Below are 20758 nucleotides of genomic sequence, written 5' to 3'. Positions count from 1 at the left end.
AATCTGGGACCGGGCCGGAAATCCGGGGAGGATGAGTCCGGGGCCCCCTGGCATGATGAAGGGTCAGGAGGATCCCATGCACGAAGATCGCGAAGCCCCGTCCAGCTTCCTGAGCGGCGCCCGGATCGCCCCCGCGGGGATCGCGAAGGGCGTCTCCGTCGCGGACCTGGTGGACCAGGCCTTCCTGGCCTACAACGCCGGCCGCCTGGGCGACGGCGCCCGGCTCCTGGCCCAGAAGATCCTCCGCCCCGAGGTGACCGTGGGCATGACCCTGACCGGGGCCCTGACCCCCGCCGGCCTGGGCCGCTCCTGCCTCATCCCCCTGGTCCAGAACGGCCTGGTGGACTGGATCATCAGCACCGGCGCCAACCTCTACCACGACACCCACTTCGCCCTGGACCTGAGCCTCCACCGGGGCAGCGCCACCGTGCCCGACACCGTCCTGCGGGACGAGGGCGTGGTCCGCATCTACGACATCCTCTTCGACTACACCGTGCTGCTCGACACGGACGCCTTCTACCGGGAGCTCATCAAGGCCCCGGCCTTCCAGCGCAGCATGAGCACCGCCGAGTTCCACCAGATGGTGGGCCGGGCCCTCCACGAGCGGGAGCGGGCCCTGGGCATCGGCACCGTGTCCCTGCTCTCCGCGGCCTACCAGGCGGGCGTGCCCATCTACACCTCCAGCCCCGGCGACAGCAGCATCGGCATGAACGTGGCGGCCGTGGCCCTGGAGGGGAACAAGCTGCAGTTCGACGTGAATGCGGACGTGAACGAGACCGCCAGCATCGTCCTGGACGCCAAGCTCAAGGGCGGCGCCAGCGCCGTGTGGATCCTGGGCGGCGGCAGCCCCAAGAACTTCATCCTGCAGACCGAGCCCCAGATCCAGGAGGTGCTCGGCATCGACGAGCGCGGCCACGACTACTTCCTGCAGATCACGGACGCCCGGCCCGACACCGGCGGCCTCAGCGGCGCCACGCCGGCCGAGGCCGTGTCCTGGGGCAAGATCGACCCCGACCAGCTGCCCGATGCGGTGGTGGCCTACGTGGACAGCACCATCGCCCTGCCGCTCCTCACCGCCTACGTGCTGGACCGCGTGGGCAGCCGGCCCCTCAAGCGCCTGCTGGACCGCCGCGAGGCCCTGATGCAGCAGCTCATGGACCAGTACGCCTCCCGCGGCCGCCTGAGCGGCGCCCCCACCACCGCCCGGGACGCCGCCAAGCGCGCCGTCACCGTGGGGATGCCGGAGCGGGGCAAGGACACCTGGCCCTGCGGCACCCCCAAGCGCTGACGGACGTGACCACCTCCTGGGACGACACCCTGGGCCTGGCCCTGGACCTGGTCCGCACCCTGCGGGCCGCGGGGGACGGGGCCGGGGCTTCGGCCCTGCTGGCCGCCCTCACCGCGGGCTGCTCTGCGCCCGAGCTGGCCTTGGCCCTGCGGGAGGCGGCCCTGGAGCTGCCCGAGCCCCTGGCCGCGCCCGTGCGGGAACGCCGGGACGCGCTCCTGTCGGGCCTCCGGGACGTGCTGGGCGGGTGATCGGGGGTTACATCTCCCACACCAGGAGCCGGGCCCCCGCGCGGCCCTCCACGGGGATCACCCGGGCGGGCGGCTGGCCGGGGATCTCGAAGCTGTGGCTGATGAGGCGGCTGCCGGGCTTCATCTCGCGCACGGCCTTGGCCCAGAGGGCGGGCATGGGCACGGGGGAGAGGAAGGCGTAGGCCACGTCGATGCCCGAGAGATCCACCCGCCACAGGCTGCCGAGGCGGATCTGCGCATTGCGGAGGGGCAGGCAGCGGAGCCAGGCCACGAGCCAGGAGAGCGGCGACGCCTCCACCCCGAGGAAGCGGCCATCGGGACGGGCCTTCGCGAGATGTGCCACGGGGCCGCCCAGGCCGCAGCCCAGGTCCACGAAGCGCACCGGCCCCTCCGGGAGCAGGGATTCCAGCTGTGACCAGGCGTCGCGGCTGGCGAGGTACAGGGGCACCCGGGTGAAGAAGCCGCCGCCGAAGACCAGGGCCAGGAGGAGGAAGAGGGCCAGGTACACCCAGGGCGGCACCGGCACGCCCCACAGGGCCCGCACCAGGAAGGGCAGGGCGGCCTGGAGGAGGAGCCAGCGCGGATGCAGGGCCAGGGCCCGCGAGAGGTAGACGGCCAGGACCGCCTGCAGCAGCACCCACACCAGGGGCGGGAACCGCAGCCCCAGGCGTGCCAGGGTGACCAGGCCGAGGAAACCCAGCCCCTGCGCCAGGAGGGCGCGCAGCAGAGGAGGCCAGCGGCGGGGCGACATCCCCCTATGCTAATCGGGTGAACCTCACCGGCCGCTTCGCCCCCTCGCCCACGGGTGTCTTGCACCTGGGGAACCTGCGCACCGCCCTGGCCTCGTGGCTGTCCGTGCGGGCCTCGGGGGGGCGCTGGCTCGTGCGGATGGAGGACGTGGACGGCCCCCGCTGCCGCCGGGACCTGGGCGAGGCCCAGCTCCGGGACCTGGCGGCCCTGGGGCTCGAGAGCGACGTCCCGGTGCTCTGGCAGTCGGACCGGGGACCCGCCTACCGCGCCGCCCTGGCGGCCCTCCATGCCGCGGGCCGGCTCTATCCCTGCGCCTGCAGCCGGAGGGACCTCCAGCAGCTGGCCAGCGCCCCCCACGCCGGCGACGGCCTGCGCCCCTATCCGGGCCGCTGCCGCGGCCGGGCCTGGGAGGGCTTCGACCGGGCCCTGCGCCTGCAGCTTCCGGCCGGGGCGGTCGCGTGGACCGACCGGCTCCTGGGCCCGCAGGCCGACGATCCCGCGGCGCTCACCGGCGACCCGCTGCTCTTCCGCCGGGATGGCTGCTTCGCCTACCACCTCGCCGTGGTCGTGGACGACGGCGCCCAGGGCGTCACCGAGGTGGTGCGGGGCGGGGACCTGCGGGACGTGACCGCCACCCAGATCCGGCTCCAGGAGGCCCTGGGCCTGCCCCGTCCCGCCTACGCCCACCTGGGCCTCGTGGCGGCACCCGATGGCGGCCGCCTCGGCAAGCGGACCGGGGCCCTCGGCCTAGCCGCCCTGGCGGAACGTGGCGTGGCCGTCCCCGAGGTCCTGGGCTGGCTGGGCTGGAGCCTGGGCTGCCTCGACCGTCCGGAACCCTGTACCGCCGCGGAGCTGGTGGCCCGCTTCTCCTGGGACCGCGTGCCTCCCGGCGAGGTGCGGGTGCCCGGGGACTGGGCCTGACCTCTCGGGAAGAGCGGAACACAGAGGACGCAGAGAACCGCAGAGGACACAGAGAAACACCGGTTTACCCGACTTGTCTGGGTTCCTGCTTTCCTCTGTGCCCTCCGTGGAATTCCGCGTCCTCTGTGTTCCAACTCATTTCACAAAAAAGGACCCGGCGCCCCGGGTCCTACGTGATGGCTTGAACGTCCGTTAGGCCAGGTGGTTCACCCTCTCGGTATCCCCTGCGGGGATACGCGAGACCGGCAAAACAAAGGACCCGGCTCTCCGGGTCCTTTGCGATGGTTTGAGGGTCCGTTAGGCCAGGTGGTTCACTTTGGCAGCCAGGCGGGACTTGGTGCGGTCGGCGGCGTTCTTGTGCATGACGCCCTTCCGGCAGGCCTTGTCGACCAGGCCCTGGGTCTCGGGGAGGAGCTTCGCGGCCTCGGCCTTGTTCCCCTCGGCCACCACCGCCAGGAACTTCTTCACGGCGGTCTTCAGGGTCGAGCGGTTGCTGCGGTTGCGGAGGCGGGCCTCGGCATCGCGACGGGCTTTCTTGGCAGCGGACTTGTGGTTGGCCATGAGGGCGTCTCCTGCTTCCCCGGACGGCGGGAGAAGCGCGAAGGACCATCCTATCGCGAAATGGCCTTGGGTCAAGGGGAAAAGGCGGGGTCCAGGGGCGATTCGGCCCCTTCCCGCGGGGGCCTCCCTGGGCGATCCTAGTCGGAGGCGAATGGCCTCCGGAGAAGGATGGGGGCGATGCCGCAACGACGACTGGAGACCGTGCAGGAACTGGCGGCCAAGGCGAAGGCCCTGCGCAGGGACATCCTGCTGCAGGTCTATTCGGCGCAGAGCGGCCACCCGGGAGGCAGCCTGAGCTGGATCGACATCGGCGTGGCGCTCTACTGCCACGAGATGACCGTGTTCCCCGAGGATCCTACCGATCCCGAGCGGGACCGCTTCGTGCTCTCCAAGGGCCACGCCTGCCCGGCCCAGTACGCCCTGCTGGCGGACCAGGGCTTCTTCCCCAAGGACTGGCTGACCACCTTCCGGCAGTACCCCACGCGGCTCCAGGGCCACGCCGAGAACCACTACACACCCGGGGTGGAAGTCACCACCGGCAGCCTGGGCCAGGGCCTGCCCCAGGCCGTGGGCATCGCCCTCGGCCTGAAGGTGCAGCAGAAGCCCCAGCGCGTCTACTGCGTGGTGGGCGACGGGGAGAGCCAGGAGGGCGTCATCTGGGAGGCCGCCATGGCCGCGCCCCACCACAAGCTCGACAACCTCTGCGTCTTCCACGACCTGAACGGCCTGCAGATCGACGGCGAGGTGAAGAAGGTCATGAACATCAATCCGGTCGTGGAGAAGTGGAAGGCCTTCGGCTGGGCCGTGAAGGAGATCGACGGCCACGACTTCCCCCAGATCCTGGAGGCCCTGGACTGGGCCCGCACCGTGAAGGGTCAGCCTGCGATGATCTGCGCCCGCACCGTGAAGGGCAAGGGCGTGAGCTTCATGGAGAACCAGGCCGGCTGGCACGGCGTGGCTCCCAAGACCGAGGACTACGAGAAGGCCCTGGCCGAACTGGCCGATTGACGCTGGATGGCGGGTGGCGCAGGCGCCGCCCCGATGAGGAACCACGGAATGGATGCGTTGCGACTCACCTTCGAACGGCAGCTGAAGGAGGCCCTCCCCGGCGTGGAGATCACGCTGGAGCGCCCCAAGTCCGGCGAGCTGGGGGACCTTGCCTTCCCCTGCTTCCGCGCCGCCAAGCAGCTGGGGAAGAACCCCGTGCAGCTCTCCCAGGAGCTGGCCGCCGCGATCCGTGTGGAAGGGGCCACCCTGGTGGCCGCAGGGCCCTACCTGAACCTGAAGCTCGCCCCGGAGACCCGCGCCCAGGCCGTGCTGGGGGCCATCCTCGCGGCCCCCTCAGGCCGGCCCTACGGCGCCCGTCCGGCCCAGGGGAAGAAGGTGATCGTCGAGTACAGCTCGCCGAACATCGCCAAGCTCTTCACCATCGGCCACCTGCGCTCGACGATGATCGGCCACGCCCTGGCCCAGACCCACCGGTTCCTGGGCTACGACGTGGTCCGCCTCAACCACCTGGGTGACTGGGGCACCCAGTTCGGCACGCTGCTGGCGGCCTACACCCGCTGGGCGGAGGCGGAGAACCCGGAGCTGCAGCGCGACTTCGACTGGGCGGAGCCCGCCCCGGAGAAGCGCCGCACGCCCCTCTTCCGCCTCTTCCAGCTCTACGTGCGCTTCCACGCCGAGGAGGAGCAGGACCCCGCCATGCGCGACGAGGCCCGGGCCTGGTTCAAGCGCCTGGAGGACAACGATCCGAAGGCGCGGGCCCTCTGGAAGCGGTTCCGCGACCTCTCGCTGGCGGAGTTCCAGCGCATCTACGACCGCCTGGGCGTCGGCTTCGACACCCTGGAGCAGGGCGAGGCCTTCTACGAGGACCGCCTGGCCGCCACCCTGAAGCGCCTCGAGGACGCGGGCCTCCTGGTGGAGGGCGACAAGGGGGCCCGCATCGTGAACCTGGAGGACGTGGGCATCGCCACGCCCTGCCTCGTGCAGAAGGCCGACGGCACCAGCATCTACGCGACCCGCGACCTGGCCGCGGCCCTCTACCGCCAGGAGGCCTACGCCTTCGACCGCTGCCTCTACGTGGTGGGCACGGACCAGGTGCTCCACTTCCAGCAGATCTTCGCCGTGCTAGACAAGCTGGATCCCTGGTTCAAGGGGCGGATGGTCCACACCCCCTTCGGCATGGTGAAGCTGCCCGAGGGGAAGATGAGCACCCGCAAGGGGAACGTCATCTTCCTGGAGGATGTGCTGGACGAGGCCCGGGAACGCGTGGCCGCCATCATCGAGGAGAAGAACCCCGAGCTGAAGGACAGGGCCGGGGTGGCCGAGATGCTGGGCATGGGCGCCGTGGTGTTCTTCGACGCCATGAACGACCGCGTGAAGCCCATCACCTTCACCTGGGACCGTGTCATCGCCCTGGACGGCGACACGGGCCCCTACGTGCAGTACGCCCACGCCCGCATCATGAGCGTGCTGCGGAAGGCGGGCGGCGACTGGGCCGCCAAGGCCCAGGCCGGCAGGGCCGATGGCCCCTTCCTGCCTTTCGCCGGCTCCAAGGTCCCCGCAGATCTGGCTGGTCTGGAGGCCCCCGAGGCCCAGGGCCTGCTCTTCGAGCTGGCGGGCTTCCCCGGCTCCGTCGGCGCCGTGGTGGACGGCTGCATGGCCACGCCCCTCGCGCGCCAGCTGGTGGGCCTCGCCCGCTCCTTCAGCGGCTTCTACACGAACTGCCCCATCCTGGCCCCGGAGAACCCGCCCGAGGTGCGCGAGGCCCGCCTCGCCCTCTGCGTCGCCACCGCCCGCGTCCTCCGCCAGGGCCTCTTCCTCATGGGCATCCAGGCCCCGGAGGAGATGTGAACCTGGAAAACAATAAAGATCACCGCCAAGACGCCAAGACGCCAAGAAAGGACTTGGATGAGGTCGAAGAGCGCCTCGCCAGCTCGATCGTGGATGCTGCCGTCAAAGTACATGCCACGCTTGGCCCGGGTCTGCTGGAGAACGTATACGAGACCTGCCTGGCGCATGAGCTGGAGCAGCGTGGACATCGCGTGAAGAAGCAGGTGACGCTGCCCATCCATTACGACACGCTCACGCTGGATGCTGGCCTTCGCATGGATTTGGTGGTGGATGACTTGGCTGTCCTCGAACTGAAATCGGTGGCGTGCCTGCTTCCGGTGCATCACGCACAATTGCTGACGTATCTGAAACTGTCGGGGCTACGGTTGGGTTTCCTGCTGAACTTCAATGTCCCCCTCATGAGAGAGGGGGTTGTGCGGAAGATCCTCCAGAAAGGTGCCCCTGGCCTCCCGCGACCCCTTGCAGGCTTGGTTTGATTTTCTTCGCGTCTTGGCGTCTTGGCGGTGATCAGTTGTTGTTAGGAGTGGACGATGACTAAGTACGTGTTCGTCACCGGCGGTGTGCTGAGCTCCCTGGGCAAGGGCATCGCGGCGGCCAGCCTGGGGGCGCTGCTGGAGGCCCGCGGGCTGAAGGTCACGCTCATGAAGATGGACCCCTACCTCAACGTGGATCCGGGCACCATGTCGCCCTTCCAGCACGGCGAGGTGTTCGTCACGGACGACGGCGCGGAGACGGACCTCGACCTGGGCCACTACGAGCGCTTCACCTCCGTGCCCACCACCCACAACCACACCATCACCACCGGCAAGATCTACAACACGGTGATCCAGAAGGAGCGCCGCGGCGACTACCTGGGCAAGACCGTGCAGGTGATCCCGCACATCACGGACGAGATCAAGGGCGTGATGAAGAAGGTGGCCAAGGACATGGACGTGGTGATCGTCGAGATCGGCGGCACGGTGGGCGACATCGAGAGCCAGCCGTTCCTGGAGGCCATCCGGCAGTTCAAGCTCGAGGCGGGCCTGGATTCCCAGATGAAGGCCAACGCCATCAACATGCACCTCACCTACGTGCCCTACATCAAGGTGGCGGGCGAGCTGAAGTCGAAGCCGACGCAGCACAGCGTGAAGGAGCTGCGCGCCCTGGGCATCCAGCCCGACGTGCTGCTCTGCCGGGCGGACGTGGACATCCCCCGCGAGCTGAAGGACAAGATCGCGCTCTTCTGCTCGGTGACGCCCGACGCGGTGTTCAGCGGCCGGGACGCCCACTCCATCTACGAGGTGCCCCTGAACCTGCACCAGGAGGGCCTGGATACCAAGGTGGCGGCCCTGCTGGGCCTGGGGGAGAAGGCGCCGGATCTCAGCGCCTGGCAGAACCTGCTGCACCGGATCCGCAACCCCAAGGGCAGCGTGCGCATCGCCGTGGTGGGCAAGTACGTGGAGTTCAAGGAGAGCTACAAGAGCCTCATCGAGGCCCTGCATCACGCAGGCTACGGCCTGGAGACCCAGGTGGACCTCAAGTGGATCGAGGCGGAGGACCTGGAGAACCAGGATCCGGCGGCCTTCCTGCAGGACTGCGACGGCATCCTGGTGCCCGGCGGATTCGGCGTGCGGGGCACCCGCGGCATGATCAAGTCCATCCAGTACGCCCGCGAGCAGAAGGTCCCCTTCTTCGGCATCTGCCTCGGCATGCAGATGGCCTCCATCGAGTTCGCGCGGAACGTCGCCAGCCTCGAGGGCGCCGATTCCACCGAGTTCGACGACGCGCCGAAGCATCGCGTCATCTTCAAGCTGCGCGAGCTGGTGGACGTGGAGGAGCTGGGCGGCACCATGCGCCTGGGCGCCTACCCCTGCCGCCTCGCCCCCGGCAGCCAGGCCGAGAAGGCCTACGGCAGCCCCGAGATCAGCGAGCGGCACCGCCACCGCTACGAGTTCAACCACGAGTACAAGAAGGCCCTGGAGGACCGCGGCTTCGCCTTCACGGGCATGAGCCCCGACGGCGTCTTCGTGGAGATCGTGGAGGTGCCGTCGCACCCCTACTTCCTGGCCTGCCAGTTCCACCCGGAGTTCAAGAGCCGGCCCCTGAACCCCCATCCGCTCTTCACGGCCTTCGTGAAGGCCAGCGCCGGGCACCGGGGCTAGCCGGACGCCTTGACGGCCGGTCGGTTGGGTCTAGTCTGAGTCTCAGACTTTCCACCCAACTGTCAGCCGGAGGCATCCATGGCATCCCTCGCCCATCTGTGGCTTCCGATCATCCTCTCGGCGGTGATCGTGTTCCTGGCCAGCAGCGTGATCCACATGGTCCTGAAGTGGCACCACACGGACTACCGCCAGCTGCCCGATGAGGAGGCCCTTCGAGCGGCCCTCCACAAGGCCCCCGCGGCGCCCGGGCAGTACGTCATCCCCTACTGCGGCGACATGAAGGCCATGGGGACGCCGGAGATGCAGAAGAAGTACGCCGATGGGCCCGTGGCGATGCTCGTCCTCAAGGCCCCCGGGGCCCCGGGCATGGGCGCGGCCTTGGGAGGCTGGTTCGCCTTCAACCTGGTGGTGTCCTTCTTCGTAGCCTACGTGGCCGGGCACACCCTGGCGCAGGGGGTCCACTACCTCCAAGTGTTCCGGGTGGTGGGGTCCGTGGGCTTCCTGGCCTATGCCGCGGGCTCGGTGCCGGCCTCCATCTGGATGGGCAAGCCCTGGGGGGTCACCTTCAAGGACATGCTCGATGGCCTGATCTACGCCCTGCTCATGGCCGGCACCTTCGGCTGGCTCTGGCCCCGCTGATCGCGGTCCGAACGGGAAGAGGCGGGCCAACCGGCCCGCCTCTCCTCCTGGACACTGAAGACTGGAGACTGCGGACTACTTCCGCCCGCCCTTGGCCGCCCACTCCTCGAGCATGGCGGTGGTGACGGACTTGGGGCGCTCGATGGGGTAGCCCAGGGCGCGGTCCCAGGTGATGTTGGCCAGCACGCCCAGGGCGCGGCCCACGCCGAAGAGGACGGTGTAGAAGTCGTACTCCTTGAGGCCGTAGTACCACTGGATCACGCCGCTCTGCGCATCGACGTTGGGCCAGGGGTTCTTGGTCTTGCCCTGCTCGGTGAGCACGCCGGGGGCCACCTTGTAGATCATGTTGACCAGCTTGAAGAGCGGGTCGTTGGGCAGGTGCTTGAGGCAGAACTCCATCTGCGCGGTGTAGCGCGGATCGGTCTTGCGCAGCACGGCGTGGCCGTAGCCGGGGATGACGTGGCCCGAGTTCAGCGTGTCCCAGAGGGCCTTCTTGACGTTCTCCTCGGTGGGTTCGGCGCCGCCCATCTGCTTCTGGAAGGCCATGATCCAGTCCAGCACTTCCTGGTTGGCCAGGCCGTGGAGCGGGCCCGCCAGGCCGTTGATGCCGGCGGAGAGGCTGTAGTAGGCGTCGGAGAGGGCGGAGGCCACCAGGTGCGTGGTGTGGGCGCTGACGTTGCCGCTCTCGTGGTCGCTGTGGAGGATGAAGTACATCCGGGCCACGTCGTCATAGGGCTTGGCGATGCCCATCATGTGCGCGAAGTTGGCGCCCATGTCCAGGTCGGCCTTGGGGGCGATGATGTCGCCGTTCTTGTACTTGTAGCGGTAGATGAAGGCCGCGATCTCGGGCAGGCGGGCCACCAGGGTGGTGGCGTCCTCGTACATCGTGTCCCAGTAGTCGGTCTTCTTCGTGTCGTGGTACTTCGCCGCGAACTGGCTCTCCTTCTGCATCGAGAGGATGGCCGCGGACAGCATCACCATCGGGTGGCTGTCCTTGGGCATGGCCTTCAGCATGTCGAAGACGTAGCCGGGCACCTTGGCGCGGGACTTGAAGTCGGCCAGCACCTCGTCCACCTCGGCCTGGGTCGGCACTTCGCCCGTCAGCAGGAAGTACCAGAAGGACTCCACCGTCGGATATTCGCCGCCGGCCGCCTTGGGCAGGGCCGCGAAGGTCTCGGGGATGTTCTTCCCGCGGAACCGGATGCCCTCCTGGGGGTCCAGGTAGGAGATGTCGGTCACGAGGGCATGGATGTCGCGCGCGCCGCCGATGACCTGGCCGATGTTCACCTGGTCGATGACGACGTCCGCGAACTCCTTGGTGAGCTTCTGCGTCCGGGGGCGATGCTCCTGGATCTTCTCCAGAAGTCGGGTCTTCAGGCGAGTCATGGCGGGTCTCCTCGGAAGGTGGGAGTGGGGGGAAGCGTGGCGCGGGATAGGAGCGGTGCCCCACGATCATTATGCGGGCATCGTCTATCGAGGGAGCCGTATTCTTAAATGACCAATGCGGAATCTATCGGGGTACACCTGTTCCGCTAGGGCAGAGTAGTCCTGTTCGAGGAGAACCCAACCGTGACCTTCGTCAATCTCTCCAGCCGGTCCATCCCACGCCTTCTGCCTACCGCGGGTCAGCCCCTGCGGGCTGCCGCACTGGCCCTGGCGGCCCTGGCCCTGGGGGCCCAGGAGACCCCGCGCCCCAACCGCGTGGCCTGGTTCGAGGGGTTTCCCGAGCCGCTGCCGGAGGGCGTGACCGAGGTGGCGCTGGAGGTCACGAGCCAGTTCCTGCGGCCGGACATGGAGCGCAGCGCCGATGGCCGCACCTTCGCGCGTCTGGACGGCGACGCCTGGCAGCTCACGACGGACCTTGCCCACCCCCTGGGGGCCTCGCGCCTGAACCTGCGCGTGCGCCTGGAGGAGCGGTCCGGCGGGGTCACCGACCAGGCCATCTGGAACTGGCACCGGCTCTTCGGCATGGACCAGGGGGGGCGCCAGTACGTCCCCAAGAACCGCCTGGCCTACCACCTGGAGCGCGACGGGGTGGTGATCGGGGACCTCTCGCGGCCGAACCTGCGGCTCATGGACGTGGACCTCGCCTGGGTGCGGCCCTTCGGGACCCCGGATGCCGGGGGGCGCGTGGGGGCCTCCGTGCAGCTCCCCACCGGGAAGCAGTCGGATTTCTCGGGGGACGGTGGCACGGACGGCCTGGTGGGGGCCGCCCTCTGGCGCCGCTACGGCCGCTGGCGGGTCTTCGGCCAGGCCGAGCGGGTGTTCCTGGGCCTGCCCTCGGACAGCCCCCTGCGGCTTGTCATGGACAAGACCTCCTTCAGCCGGGCCTGGGCCAGCCTGGGCTGGCGGGGAGAGGGGCACGGCCCCGTGTCGGGGCTGGGCATCGAGGTGGCCCTGGCCTATGCGGGCAGCCCCTACCGCACAGGCATCGGCCGCATCGACCGGGCCGGCTGGCAGCAGCACTGGACCTTCCGGCACACGCGCCTGCCCCGGTGGCGCTTCGGGTTCAGCGAGGAGGCGGGCACCTACACCGCGCCGGACATCACGGCCTTCACCGCCTACCGCTTCGGCGGGAGCTGAGGCCCCGCTAGACTGGAGGATCGCGGTCCCGGCCGCGTCGGAGTCCCCATGCAGCCGAACCAGTACCGCGACGTGCGCCTCGAGAAGCTCGGGAAGCTGAAGGCCCTGGGCCTGGACGTCTGGCCGCGGAAGGCGAAGCGGACCCATGGCCTGGCCGAACTGGTGGCCACCTACGGCGACGCGGCGGCCTGGCCCAACGAGAAGCTGGAGGGCCTGGGCCTCACGGTCTCCGTCATGGGCCGCGTGCTGACCATCCGGGAGATGGGCAAGAGCGTCTTCGCCCACCTCTCCGAGAACGGCGAGAAGCTCCAGGCCTTCTTCCGCAAGGATGACGTGGCCGAGCCCGGTTGGGAGGTCCTGAACCTCCTCGACATGGGCGATTTCGTGAGCGTGACCGGCTCCCTCATGCGCACCCGCACCGGCGAGCTGAGCGTGCGGGTCAAGGCGGTCCAGTTCCTCTCCAAGGCCCTGCTCCCCCTGCCCGAGAAGTGGCACGGCCTGCAGGACAAGGAGCAGCGCTACCGCCAGCGGTACCTGGACCTGGTGTCGAACCCCGAGGTGCTGAAGACCTTCCAGGCCCGCTCGCGCATCGTGAGCGCCATCCGCCGCTTCATGGAGGACGAGGGCTACCTCGAGGTCGAGACGCCCATGATGCAGCCCATCCCCGGCGGTGCCACGGCCCGGCCCTTCATCACGCACCACAATGCCCTGGACATGGCGCTCTACCTCCGCATCGCGCCGGAGTTGTACCTTAAGCGCCTCATCGTGGGCGGCTTCGAGAAGGTCTTCGAGATCAACCGCAACTTCCGCAACGAGGGGCTGAGCGTCCGCCACAATCCCGAGTTCACCATGATGGAGTTCTACGCCGCGGGCCAGGACCTGCGGGACATGATGGCCCTCACGGAAGGCCTGATCTCGGGCCTCGCCCGCGACATCATGGGGGCCGAGATCATCCCCTGGGGCGAGCAGGCCATCTCGTACGCCGCGCCCTTCCGCCGGCTCACCCTCAAGGACGCCATCGCCGAGTACGGCGGCATCGAGCGCCGGCTGCTGGAGGACGACGCCGCCATCCGGACCCTGGCCAAGGCGGTCCACATCGAGGACGCGGACACCAAGACCGCGGGCGTGCTCCTGGGGGACCTCTTCGAGCACCACGCCGAGAAGCAGCTCATCCAGCCCACCTTCATCACCGACTACCCCATCGAGCTGTCCCCGCTCACCAAGACCCTCGAGGGGGACGATCGCTTCGTGGACCGCTTCGAGCTCTTCATCGGGGGCATGGAGCTGGCCAACGCCTACTCCGAGCTGAACGACCCCGTGGACCAGATGGGCCGCTTCCAGGCCCAGATGGCGGAGCGGGAGGCCGGCAACGACGAGGCCATGCTGCTGGACCTGGATTTCGTGAACGCCCTGGAGCACGGCTTCCCGCCCACCGGCGGCGAGGGCATCGGCATCGACCGCCTGGTGATGCTCCTCACCAACAGCGCCAGCATCCGCGACGTCATCCTCTTCCCCCTGATGCGGCCCATGAAGCCGGCTGAATCCGAAGAAAAGGAAGGCTGACCACGAAGACAGGAAGACCACGAAAACCGATCTTCAGGATCTCTTCGCGGTCTTTCCGTCTTCGTGGTGGATGGTCTATTGTTCTGATGCCCACCGAGTTGATGTGACGGAATCTCGCTTGACCCGCTGGCATACTTGAAAACCGCGAATGGAGGCTTCCATGCCCGTCCCGATGCTTGAGCTCGCGCCGCAGAACGCCGCCGTGAAGGCGAAGGTGCTGGAGGGGCTCTCGGGCCTCATCGACCGATCCTCCTTCATCCTGGGCGAGAACGTGAAGGGGCTGGAGGCGGAGATCTCCGCCTATGCGGGCACCGGGCACGCGGTGGCCATGTCCAGCGGCACGGACGCCCTGCTGGTGGCCCTCATGGCGCTGGGCGTGGGCCACGGCGACGAGGTGATCGTCCCGAGCTTCACCTTCTTCGCCACCGCCGGCGTGGTCTCGCGCCTGGGCGCGAAGCCCGTCTTCATCGACCTGGACCCCGCCACCTTCAACGCCACCGGCGCCCTGGTGGAGGCCGCCCTCACCCCCCGCACCAAGGCCATCATCCCCGTGCACCTCTTCGGCCAGCTGGCGGACATGCCCGGCATCATGGCGGTGGCGGACAGGTATGGCATCCCCGTCATCGAGGACGCCTGCCAGAGCCTGGGCGCCAAGGGCTGGGGCAAGTCCGCGGGCCAGTTCGGCCAGATGACGGCCTACAGCTTCTACCCCACCAAGAACCTCGGCGCCTTCGGCGACGCGGGCATGACGGCCGTCCGCGACGACGCGGCCCTGGGCCAGCAGGTGCGCCGCCTGCGGGTGCACGGCATGGAGCCGGTCTACGTCCACCACGAGGTGGGCATGAACGGGCGCATGGATGAGTTCCAGGCCCTGGTGCTCCGCGCCAAGCTGCCCATGCTCGACGGCTGGCACGAGGGGCGCCGCCGCCACGCCGCGTGGTACCACGAGCGCATGAAGGGCCTGGCCGCGGACGAGGCGGTGCTGCCCCGCGAGGTGGTGCCCGATGGCCGGCACATCTACAACCAGTTCACCATCCGCGTGAAGGGCGGGAAGCGCGACGCGCTGCAGGCCCACCTCAAGGAGCGGGGGATCGGCAGCGCCATCTACTACCCCATCTGCCTCCACGAGCAGCCCTGCTTCGCCTCCCTGGGCTACAAGGCCGGGCAGCTGCCCGAGTCCGAGCTGGCGGCCAAGGAGGTACTCAGCCTGCCCGTCTACCCCGAGATGACCGAGGCCATGCGGGAGGAAGTGGCCGCGGCCATCCTGGGCTTCTTCGGGAAGAAGTAGGGATCACGCCTGCTCGGAGGCGATGGCGGCATCGATCCAGGCCTCCAGGGCGGCCCGGGGGCCGGGCTCGATGTTGAGGAATTGGATGCCCACGCCGACGAACTCCATGACCGGGGCGCCCGGACGGGTTCCCAGCACGTAGGCCACCGTGGCGATCATGGGTTCCTTGGGCAGCTCCGGGTGCAGCAGGACGAGGCGCTCCAGGATGGCCCCCCGCTCGAAGAGGCGGGCGTCCCGGTGGGCCACCAGGGCGAAACAGCCGCCGGAGCTCAGGTTGCTGATCCGCACCTCCCGGTAGGGATGCCCCCTCAGCGTGAAGCTGATGCCGTGGTCCTGGCCCACGATGACCCGGCGCAGGTCGCGGCGATCGGCGGGACTTTGCATGGGGGCCTCGCGTGAATTCCTGGGTTGGGTATCGGAAGGACCCAGGCTACACTGGATTTTCTGAACCAGCCTGAACCCACCGAGGGACAGGGCGGCCACATCGGCAGGCCTTGATGGCGCCAGACGCCATCTCACCAAGCGGGGACAACGCCTCACCGGGCGCTGGCTGGCAACCCACCACACCCAAGGGAGCCCCCATGGAGATCCTGCTCATCGAGAACGTACCCCACCTCGGCGCCCGTGGCGACGTGGTGAACGTCAAGGATGGCTACGCCCGCAACTTCCTCATGCCCCGGAAGATGGCCCTGCCCGTCACCGCCGGCAACAAGCGCCAGATCGAGCTGGAGAAGGCCCGCGCCGAGAAGCTGCGCGCCAAGGAACTGGCCGATGCCAAGAGCCTCGCCGAGAAGCTCGAGGCCGTGAGCCTCGCCGTGGCCAAGAAGGCCGGCGAGCATGGCCACCTCTTCGGTTCCGTCACCAACGCCGATGTGGCCGAGCTGTTCAAGGCCAAGGGCTTCACCCTCGACCGGCGCGACATCACCGTCCCGCACATCAAGGACGCCGGTACCTACACCGTGGATGTCCGCCTCTACAGCGGCGTGCATGCCAAGGTGAGCCTCGAAGTCAGCGCCGCCGCCTCGGCGGAGTAGTCCTCCCGTCCCGAACCCACCACAGCCGGATCCCCGGCGGGATCCGGCCCTATCGGGAGCCTGCCGCGGTATCGGCAGTCCCCCCACCCCATCCCCAAGGAGCCACCCCATGGCGAAGACCCCTGCCAAGCCCGAAACCCTCGGCATCGCCGAGCTCGCCGCCGCCCTCGCGGAGGCCCAGGACCTCTCCAAGGCCCGCGCCAAGTCCATCCTCGACGGCGTCCGCGACCACATCGTGGAAACCCTCCTGGCCGGCAGCCGCGTGAACCTCTTCGGCCTCGGCACCTTCGAGGTCCGCGCCACCAAGGAGAAGATGGGCCGCAACCCCAAGACTGGCGAGAAGATCCAGATCCCCGCCGGCCGCAAGGTCGTCTTCAAGACCGCGAAGGGCCTGAAGGACCAGATGTAACCGACCGCCGGGTGACGGAGAACGCGCCAGTGGCGCGTTCGGAGTCGGGACCCGGCGAGGAGGTTATGCCACCGATGCAGAAGGCCGCCGCAAGGCGGCCTTCGTCGTTTGTCCGAGCCGCTGCGCGGGGAGGTCCGGAGTCGGGACCCGGCGTGGGCGAGAACCAGCGGGGTGGCGAGGGGCGCTGCGAGGCAGCGCTCCGAACCGGGAACCCCGCGGTTCAAGCATCAGCCACCGAAACAGAAGGCCGCCGCAGGGCGGCCTTCGTCGTTTGTCCGAGCCGCTGCGCGGGGAGGTCCGGAGTCGGGTCCATGGCGGATCGACCATCAGTCACCGGCGCTGGAGGCCGTTCGATGGGCGAGGCGCAGCGGGTCGAGTTCTGGCCCTCGAGGGGAGGCTTCCGCCACGGGACAGGATCCGATCGAGGGTCTGACAATCTGGTGACCCGAAATCGACACAGGCCCTTCAGACTCCCAATCAACTGATCAGCCACAGCCACCAAACCAGGTCACATGAAGGGAGCATCGATGCGCATGCGGGCACCGCTTCTTCTTGTTGGCCTTCTGGGTATGGGTTCAGCGACGCTTCCCCTTCAGGGTGCTGGAGTTGCCTTCCTGGCCCCACTTGCGACCGCCGATTTTCCGCTGGTCTCGGTGGACGCTCCCAGGGCGAATCCTCCTGAAGGCCTGTTCCTAGACCTGCCTGTCGACCGGGCCCTGGTCAAGGCCGCCGAGCAGCGCCGTGTGGTCCTCATCGACTTCTACACAACCTGGTGCGGCCCCTGCAAGCTGCTGGATAGCACCACATGGAGAGACGAGAAGGTCATCGCGCTCCTGAAACAGGAATCGATCCCCCTGAAGATCAATGCGGAGAAGGAAGCAGCCCTCAGCCGGAAGTATGCGATCAATGCCTACCCCACCATCCTGCTCCTGAGGCCGGATGGCTCGGTCCTTGACCGCATGGTCGGATACCAGAAACCGGAACTATTCCTCGGGTCCTTCCAGAGCGCACTCAAGGGACTCACCGCGTTGGATCGGGCCCGGAAAGCGGTTGCGGATGCGGGACAGGATGATCTGAAGGGCCAGGTGAACGCCCGCCAGAACCTGGCCCGGGTGCTGATGCAGCAAGGCCGCGACGAAGACGCTCTCAAGGAGTTCCTCTGGCTCTATGACGATGGAATGAAGAGGAATCCAAGCTCCCGTGGCGTGCGCAACTCCTTCCTGCTTTCAGACTGGGCACGGCTGGGCCGGGACTATCCGCCCGCCCTGGAAGCCCTTCGGCAGCATCGCAATGCCGCCCAGCGCCAGTTCCTGGTCTCGCCGGAAGATGCGTCGCTCGCGCTGGATCTCACCTCGCTCAACCATGCCCTGAAGGAAGATCAGGCCACCCTCGGGATCTTCGACCAGCTGCCCCCGGACTCTCCTGGACGGAAGATGCTGGGCCCTTCTGTCTGGGACCTGCTGATGGCCCAGAAGCGGTACGCCGATGCCCTGCAGGTCCGATCCCCCGGGGATCTTCTTGGCGAGATCGCCCGCCAGGAATCCATGCTCCCGAAGGATCCGACCGTCCGAAAAATCTTCCAGGCTCGTTGGCTTGAACTCGCGGCCTCTGGACTGGAGGCCCTCGTTGCCGTCGGAAGGCCGGAGGAGGCGAAGCCCCTGATGAAGAAGGCGCTGACCATCGATCCCTCCGCCGGGACCCGAAGGCTGCTGGAGGCGCACCTGCAGCGATCCGGGCACCCAGTGCCCCTGGATTCCCTTGAATAGGCCGGCCACGGCCTTCTGTTTCTCCGGATCTCCAGGTCGTTGGACTCCCACCCCCGATGGTGCTTGACTGGGGCCGCTTGACCAGCGGCGGGAGGCCCCATGGCAGCGACGCGGGTGGTGGTGCTCGGGGCGGGGGTGGCAGGACACACGGCCGCCAGCTTCCTGAGGAAGTGGCTGGGGTCGGAGGCCGAGGTGACGGTGGTCTCGCCCAAGCCAGACTACAACTGGATCCCCTCGAACATCTGGGTGGGCGTGGGCCTGCTGCAGCCGCGGCAGGTGCTCTTCCCCCTGGCGCCCGTGTACGCCCGGCACGGCATCGCCTTCCGCCAGGCGCGGGCGGTGGCCCTGCATCCCGAAGGCGAGGGGGACGCCACGCAGCCTTTCGTGGAGGTGGAGTCCACCCTGCCCGGCGAGGGCGGGCTGCGGAGCCGGGTCCCCTACGACTTCCTCATCAACGCCACAGGGCCGAAGCTGGCCTTCGAGGCCACGCCGGGACTGGGTCCCGAGGGCCACAGCTTCTCGGTTTGCACGGCGGAGCACGCGCACCAGGCCGCCGGGGCCTTCGAGGAGCAGGTCCAGCGCATGAAGCGGGGCGAGCACAAGCGGTTCCTGGTCGGCGTGGGCCACGGGCTCTGCACCTGCCAGGGTGCGGCCTTCGAGTACCTGGTGAACCTGGAGTTCGAGCTGCGGGCCCGCGGGGTGCGGGACAAGGCGGAGATCGTCTACCTCACCAATGAGTACGAGCTGGGCGATTTCGGGATGGACGGCATCCACATCCGCCGGGGCGGCTACGTCACCCCCAGCAAGATCTTCACGGAATCCCTCTTCGCGGAGCGCGGCATCGAGTGGATCACCCGGGCCCACGTGCAGGGCCTGGAGCCGGGGCGGGCCACCTACGAGTTCCTGGACGGCACCGAGGGGGAGATCGCCTTCGACATGGCCATGCTGCTGCCGCCCTTCCGCGGCGTGGGCCTGAAGGCCCTCGACCGGGCCGGGGTCGACATCACGGACCGCCTCTTCGCGCCCAGCGGCTTCATGAAGGTGGATGCGGACTACGGGGCGAAGCCCTACGAGGCCTGGCGCGCCGCGGACTGGCCCCGCACCTACCAGAGCCCCGCCTATCCGAACCTCTTCGCCGCGGGCATCGCCTTCGCGCCGCCCCATCCCGTCTCGAAGCCCAGGCAGAGCCCCAAGGGCACCTCCATCACCCCGGCGCCGCCCCGCACCGGGATGCCCTCCGCCATGATCGGGAAGGCCGTGGCCCACAGCATCGTGGACATGATCGGGGGCCGGCCCGGCCCCACCCACACCGCCTCCATGGCGGAGATGGGCGCCGCCTGCGTGGCTTCCGCCGGGGCCAACCCCTTCACGGGCACGGCGGCCTCCATCACCGTGTTCCCCATCGTGCCGGACTTCGAGCGCTATCCCGACTACGGCCGGGACGTCCGCCGCACCTTCGGCGAGATCGGCCTGGCGGGGCACTGGATCAAGATCGTGCTCCACCATCTGTTCCTCCACAAGGCCCGCATGCGGCCCCTCTGGTCCCTGATCCCCGAGTGAAGGAGGCGCCATGAGCGAACGGAAGGTCTACGCCCCCGCCCCCCGCGTGCAGCTCCGGGACGCCTTCTACGCCACGAAACCCACGGCCTGGACCCGGTACCTGCGCACCAGCCTGCCCTGGCAGCTGGTCCGCTTTGCGGTCATCAACCTGCGGATGATCCGGATCATCGGCCTCAGCCACCGGGGCCGGAGCTGATCAGGAGCCGAACTCCTCGGGGCTCAGCGACTGCAGGTAGCGGGTGAGGAGCTGGACCTTCTCCTGCCCGGCCTTCACCTTCTTCACGTAGATGGAGAACCGGTCTTCCGCGAGCCGGATGGCGGGGAAGAGGGGGATGAGGTCGCCCCGGCGCAGCTCCTCCAGGACGCTGTACCGGGGCACGAGGAGGGCGCCCATGCCCGCCACCGCGGCGTGGATCATGGCGCGGATGTGATCCATGGCGATGATGCGGTCCAGCTGCGGCTGCTCGCGGTCCGGGATGGCCACGAGGAAGCGGTTCCACCAGGCCCCGGCCTTGTCGATGGAGAGCACGGGCGTCCGGGCGAGGTCCGCGGGGCCGCGGAGGCGGTGGGCCCTGCGGAAGGACGGGGCGCAGGCCACCACGTAGGTCTCCCGGAAGAGCGTCACCTTCTTGAGGGCGGGCAGGGGGTGCTCCACGCAGTCGATGATGAGGTCCACCTCGTCCCGCATCAGCGGTTCCAGCAGGTCGGGGCGGAAGGTGAAGTCCACGTCCAGGCCGGGGTGCGCGGCCAGGAAGGGCGGCATGTGCTTCATGAGGATGCTGCTGCCGAACTCCACCGTGGCGCCCAGGCGGAGGAGCCCCCGGGCCTGCGCCTGACCCCGGCGCAGGTCGTCCTCCGCGGCTTCCAGGGTGGCGAACACCTGCTCGCAGGCCTGGTAGAGGCGCCGGCCCTCCTCCGTCAGGGCCAGGGTGCGGCCCCGCCGGTCCAGCAGGGGCGCTCCGGCGAGGTCCTCCAGCTTGGCCATGGCATGGCTGATGGCCGACTGGGTGCGGTTCAGGCGCCGGGCGCAGGCGGTGAAGCTCCCGGTCTGGGCCAGGGTGAAGAAGGTCCGCAGCTGGGGGAGGTCGAGGAAGGTGTCCATGCCCATGAATGATATTCATGAAATGGCCATGAAGTCCTAAGCCGGGATC

21 protein-coding genes are annotated in these 20758 nt (G+C 68.7%); 16 read left to right on the top strand and 5 right to left on the bottom strand.

The features are described 5' to 3' along the window. The first annotated feature begins 76 nt into the window (after positions 1 to 76). Together QSJ33_RS05335 and QSJ33_RS05330 are read left to right on the top strand one after the other, a co-directional pair. A complete protein-coding gene (locus QSJ33_RS05335; RefSeq protein ID WP_285723528.1) occupies positions 77 to 1288 on the top strand; it encodes a homospermidine biosynthesis protein in 1212 nt (403 codons plus the stop codon). A 5-nt stretch (positions 1289 to 1293) separates the two neighbouring features. Further along, the gene (locus QSJ33_RS05330) at positions 1294 to 1536 is read left to right on the top strand and encodes a hypothetical protein (protein ID WP_285723527.1); all 243 of its coding nucleotides are present in this window, start codon (positions 1294 to 1296) and stop codon (positions 1534 to 1536) included. 7 nt (positions 1537 to 1543) lie between these two features. Here the strand turns inward: QSJ33_RS05330 and QSJ33_RS05325 are convergent, their stop codons facing one another. Continuing rightward, positions 1544 to 2287 (bottom strand): class I SAM-dependent methyltransferase, encoded by a 744-nt coding sequence (locus QSJ33_RS05325; protein ID WP_285723526.1) that lies wholly within the window; start codon positions 2285 to 2287, stop codon positions 1544 to 1546. A 17-nt stretch (positions 2288 to 2304) separates the two neighbouring features. Here QSJ33_RS05325 and gluQRS point away from each other — a divergent pair, with 17 nt between their 5' ends. Then, positions 2305 to 3207, top strand: coding sequence for a tRNA glutamyl-Q(34) synthetase GluQRS (gluQRS, locus tag QSJ33_RS05320; protein ID WP_285723525.1), 903 nt, complete (start codon positions 2305 to 2307; stop codon positions 3205 to 3207). 297 nt (positions 3208 to 3504) lie between these two features. Here gluQRS and rpsT read toward each other — a convergent pair whose 3' ends face one another. Further along, positions 3505 to 3768 (bottom strand): 30S ribosomal protein S20, encoded by a 264-nt coding sequence (gene rpsT, locus QSJ33_RS05315; protein WP_285723524.1) that lies wholly within the window; start codon positions 3766 to 3768, stop codon positions 3505 to 3507. A 192-nt stretch (positions 3769 to 3960) separates the two neighbouring features. Here rpsT and QSJ33_RS05310 point away from each other — a divergent pair, with 192 nt between their 5' ends. From QSJ33_RS05310 to QSJ33_RS05290, 5 genes are all read left to right on the top strand, one after another. Further along, on the top strand, positions 3961 to 4776 hold the full coding sequence (locus QSJ33_RS05310; RefSeq protein WP_476620509.1) for a transketolase: 816 nt from the start codon (positions 3961 to 3963) through the stop codon (positions 4774 to 4776). Positions 4777 to 4824: 48 nt separating this feature from the next. Next, entirely contained in the window at positions 4825 to 6624 is a 1800-nt protein-coding gene (argS, locus tag QSJ33_RS05305; protein WP_285723522.1) for an arginine--tRNA ligase, read from the top strand. Then, entirely contained in the window at positions 6621 to 7100 is a 480-nt protein-coding gene (locus QSJ33_RS05300; RefSeq protein ID WP_285723521.1) for a GxxExxY protein, read from the top strand. Before argS ends, QSJ33_RS05300 begins: the two co-directional genes overlap by 4 nt. 54 nt (positions 7101 to 7154) lie before the next feature. After that, positions 7155 to 8765 carry a CTP synthase gene (locus QSJ33_RS05295; protein WP_285723520.1) on the top strand — a complete coding sequence of 537 codons (1611 nt, stop codon included), beginning with the start codon at positions 7155 to 7157 and terminating at the stop codon, positions 8763 to 8765. 78 nt (positions 8766 to 8843) lie between these two features. Next, a complete protein-coding gene (locus QSJ33_RS05290) occupies positions 8844 to 9404 on the top strand; it encodes a hypothetical protein (RefSeq protein ID WP_285723519.1) in 561 nt (186 codons plus the stop codon). Between the two features lie 75 nt (positions 9405 to 9479). Here the strand turns inward: QSJ33_RS05290 and QSJ33_RS05285 are convergent, their stop codons facing one another. Then, positions 9480 to 10790, bottom strand: coding sequence for a citrate (Si)-synthase (locus QSJ33_RS05285; protein WP_285723518.1), 1311 nt, complete (start codon positions 10788 to 10790; stop codon positions 9480 to 9482). A gap of 183 nt (positions 10791 to 10973) precedes the next feature. On the opposite strand from QSJ33_RS05285, the gene QSJ33_RS05280 reads away from it, so the two are divergent. From QSJ33_RS05280 to QSJ33_RS05270, 3 genes are all read left to right on the top strand, one after another. Beyond that, positions 10974 to 11987 (top strand): DUF3187 family protein, encoded by a 1014-nt coding sequence (locus QSJ33_RS05280; protein ID WP_285723517.1) that lies wholly within the window; start codon positions 10974 to 10976, stop codon positions 11985 to 11987. Positions 11988 to 12035: 48 nt separating this feature from the next. After that, positions 12036 to 13550, top strand: a complete 1515-nt coding sequence (lysS, locus tag QSJ33_RS05275; RefSeq protein WP_285723516.1) for a lysine--tRNA ligase — start codon at positions 12036 to 12038, stop codon at positions 13548 to 13550. Between the two features lie 160 nt (positions 13551 to 13710). Beyond that, complete coding sequence (locus QSJ33_RS05270; protein WP_285723515.1) at positions 13711 to 14838, top strand: DegT/DnrJ/EryC1/StrS family aminotransferase; 1128 nt, start codon at positions 13711 to 13713, stop codon at positions 14836 to 14838. Between the two features lie 3 nt (positions 14839 to 14841). Here the strand turns inward: QSJ33_RS05270 and QSJ33_RS05265 are convergent, their stop codons facing one another. Then, on the bottom strand, positions 14842 to 15222 hold the full coding sequence (locus QSJ33_RS05265; protein WP_285723514.1) for a PilZ domain-containing protein: 381 nt from the start codon (positions 15220 to 15222) through the stop codon (positions 14842 to 14844). Between the two features lie 197 nt (positions 15223 to 15419). On the opposite strand from QSJ33_RS05265, the gene rplI reads away from it, so the two are divergent. The 5 genes from rplI (at position 15420) to QSJ33_RS05240 (ending at position 19803) form a co-directional block, all read left to right on the top strand. Further along, a complete protein-coding gene (gene rplI, locus QSJ33_RS05260) occupies positions 15420 to 15872 on the top strand; it encodes a 50S ribosomal protein L9 (protein WP_285723513.1) in 453 nt (150 codons plus the stop codon). A gap of 109 nt (positions 15873 to 15981) precedes the next feature. Further along, positions 15982 to 16281, top strand: a complete 300-nt coding sequence (locus QSJ33_RS05255) for an HU family DNA-binding protein (RefSeq protein ID WP_285723512.1) — start codon at positions 15982 to 15984, stop codon at positions 16279 to 16281. A gap of 527 nt (positions 16282 to 16808) precedes the next feature. After that, positions 16809 to 18047: a thioredoxin domain-containing protein gene (locus QSJ33_RS05250; RefSeq protein WP_285723511.1), complete on the top strand. Its 1239-nt coding sequence runs from the start codon at positions 16809 to 16811 to the stop codon at positions 18045 to 18047. Between the two features lie 99 nt (positions 18048 to 18146). Next, positions 18147 to 19607, top strand: a complete 1461-nt coding sequence (locus tag QSJ33_RS05245; RefSeq protein WP_285723510.1) for an NAD(P)/FAD-dependent oxidoreductase — start codon at positions 18147 to 18149, stop codon at positions 19605 to 19607. A 10-nt stretch (positions 19608 to 19617) separates the two neighbouring features. Continuing rightward, positions 19618 to 19803, top strand: a complete 186-nt coding sequence (locus QSJ33_RS05240; protein WP_285723509.1) for a hypothetical protein — start codon at positions 19618 to 19620, stop codon at positions 19801 to 19803. Here the strand turns inward: QSJ33_RS05240 and QSJ33_RS05235 are convergent, their stop codons facing one another. Beyond that, positions 19804 to 20715 (bottom strand): LysR family transcriptional regulator, encoded by a 912-nt coding sequence (locus QSJ33_RS05235; RefSeq protein WP_285723508.1) that lies wholly within the window; start codon positions 20713 to 20715, stop codon positions 19804 to 19806. Positions 20716 to 20758: the final 43 nt, after the last annotated feature.

It is taken from the genome of Geothrix rubra, assembly GCF_030268065.1.
Taxonomy (GTDB): domain Bacteria; phylum Acidobacteriota; class Holophagae; order Holophagales; family Holophagaceae; genus Geothrix; species Geothrix rubra.
This window is presented reverse-complemented; position numbering and strand designations above follow the sequence as displayed.

Excerpts from the sequence above, each read along its gene's own strand:
- QSJ33_RS05335 (WP_285723528.1), top strand. The coding sequence starts at position 77 with ATGCACGAAGATCGCGAAGCCCCGTCCAGCTTCCTGAGCGGCGCCCGG.
- QSJ33_RS05325 (WP_285723526.1), bottom strand. The coding sequence starts at position 2,287 with ATGTCGCCCCGCCGCTGGCCTCCTCTGCTGCGCGCCCTCCTGGCGCAG.
- rpsT (WP_285723524.1), bottom strand. The coding sequence starts at position 3,768 with ATGGCCAACCACAAGTCCGCTGCCAAGAAAGCCCGTCGCGATGCCGAG.
- argS (WP_285723522.1), top strand. The coding sequence starts at position 4,825 with ATGGATGCGTTGCGACTCACCTTCGAACGGCAGCTGAAGGAGGCCCTC.
- QSJ33_RS05295 (WP_285723520.1), top strand. The coding sequence starts at position 7,155 with ATGACTAAGTACGTGTTCGTCACCGGCGGTGTGCTGAGCTCCCTGGGC.
- QSJ33_RS05290 (WP_285723519.1), top strand. The coding sequence starts at position 8,844 with ATGGCATCCCTCGCCCATCTGTGGCTTCCGATCATCCTCTCGGCGGTG.
- QSJ33_RS05285 (WP_285723518.1), bottom strand. The coding sequence starts at position 10,790 with ATGACTCGCCTGAAGACCCGACTTCTGGAGAAGATCCAGGAGCATCGC.
- lysS (WP_285723516.1), top strand. The coding sequence starts at position 12,036 with ATGCAGCCGAACCAGTACCGCGACGTGCGCCTCGAGAAGCTCGGGAAG.
- QSJ33_RS05270 (WP_285723515.1), top strand. The coding sequence starts at position 13,711 with ATGCCCGTCCCGATGCTTGAGCTCGCGCCGCAGAACGCCGCCGTGAAG.
- QSJ33_RS05265 (WP_285723514.1), bottom strand. The coding sequence starts at position 15,222 with ATGCAAAGTCCCGCCGATCGCCGCGACCTGCGCCGGGTCATCGTGGGC.
- rplI (WP_285723513.1), top strand. The coding sequence starts at position 15,420 with ATGGAGATCCTGCTCATCGAGAACGTACCCCACCTCGGCGCCCGTGGC.
- QSJ33_RS05255 (WP_285723512.1), top strand. The coding sequence starts at position 15,982 with ATGGCGAAGACCCCTGCCAAGCCCGAAACCCTCGGCATCGCCGAGCTC.
- QSJ33_RS05250 (WP_285723511.1), top strand. The coding sequence starts at position 16,809 with ATGCGCATGCGGGCACCGCTTCTTCTTGTTGGCCTTCTGGGTATGGGT.
- QSJ33_RS05245 (WP_285723510.1), top strand. The coding sequence starts at position 18,147 with ATGGCAGCGACGCGGGTGGTGGTGCTCGGGGCGGGGGTGGCAGGACAC.
- QSJ33_RS05240 (WP_285723509.1), top strand. The coding sequence starts at position 19,618 with ATGAGCGAACGGAAGGTCTACGCCCCCGCCCCCCGCGTGCAGCTCCGG.
- QSJ33_RS05235 (WP_285723508.1), bottom strand. The coding sequence starts at position 20,715 with ATGGGCATGGACACCTTCCTCGACCTCCCCCAGCTGCGGACCTTCTTC.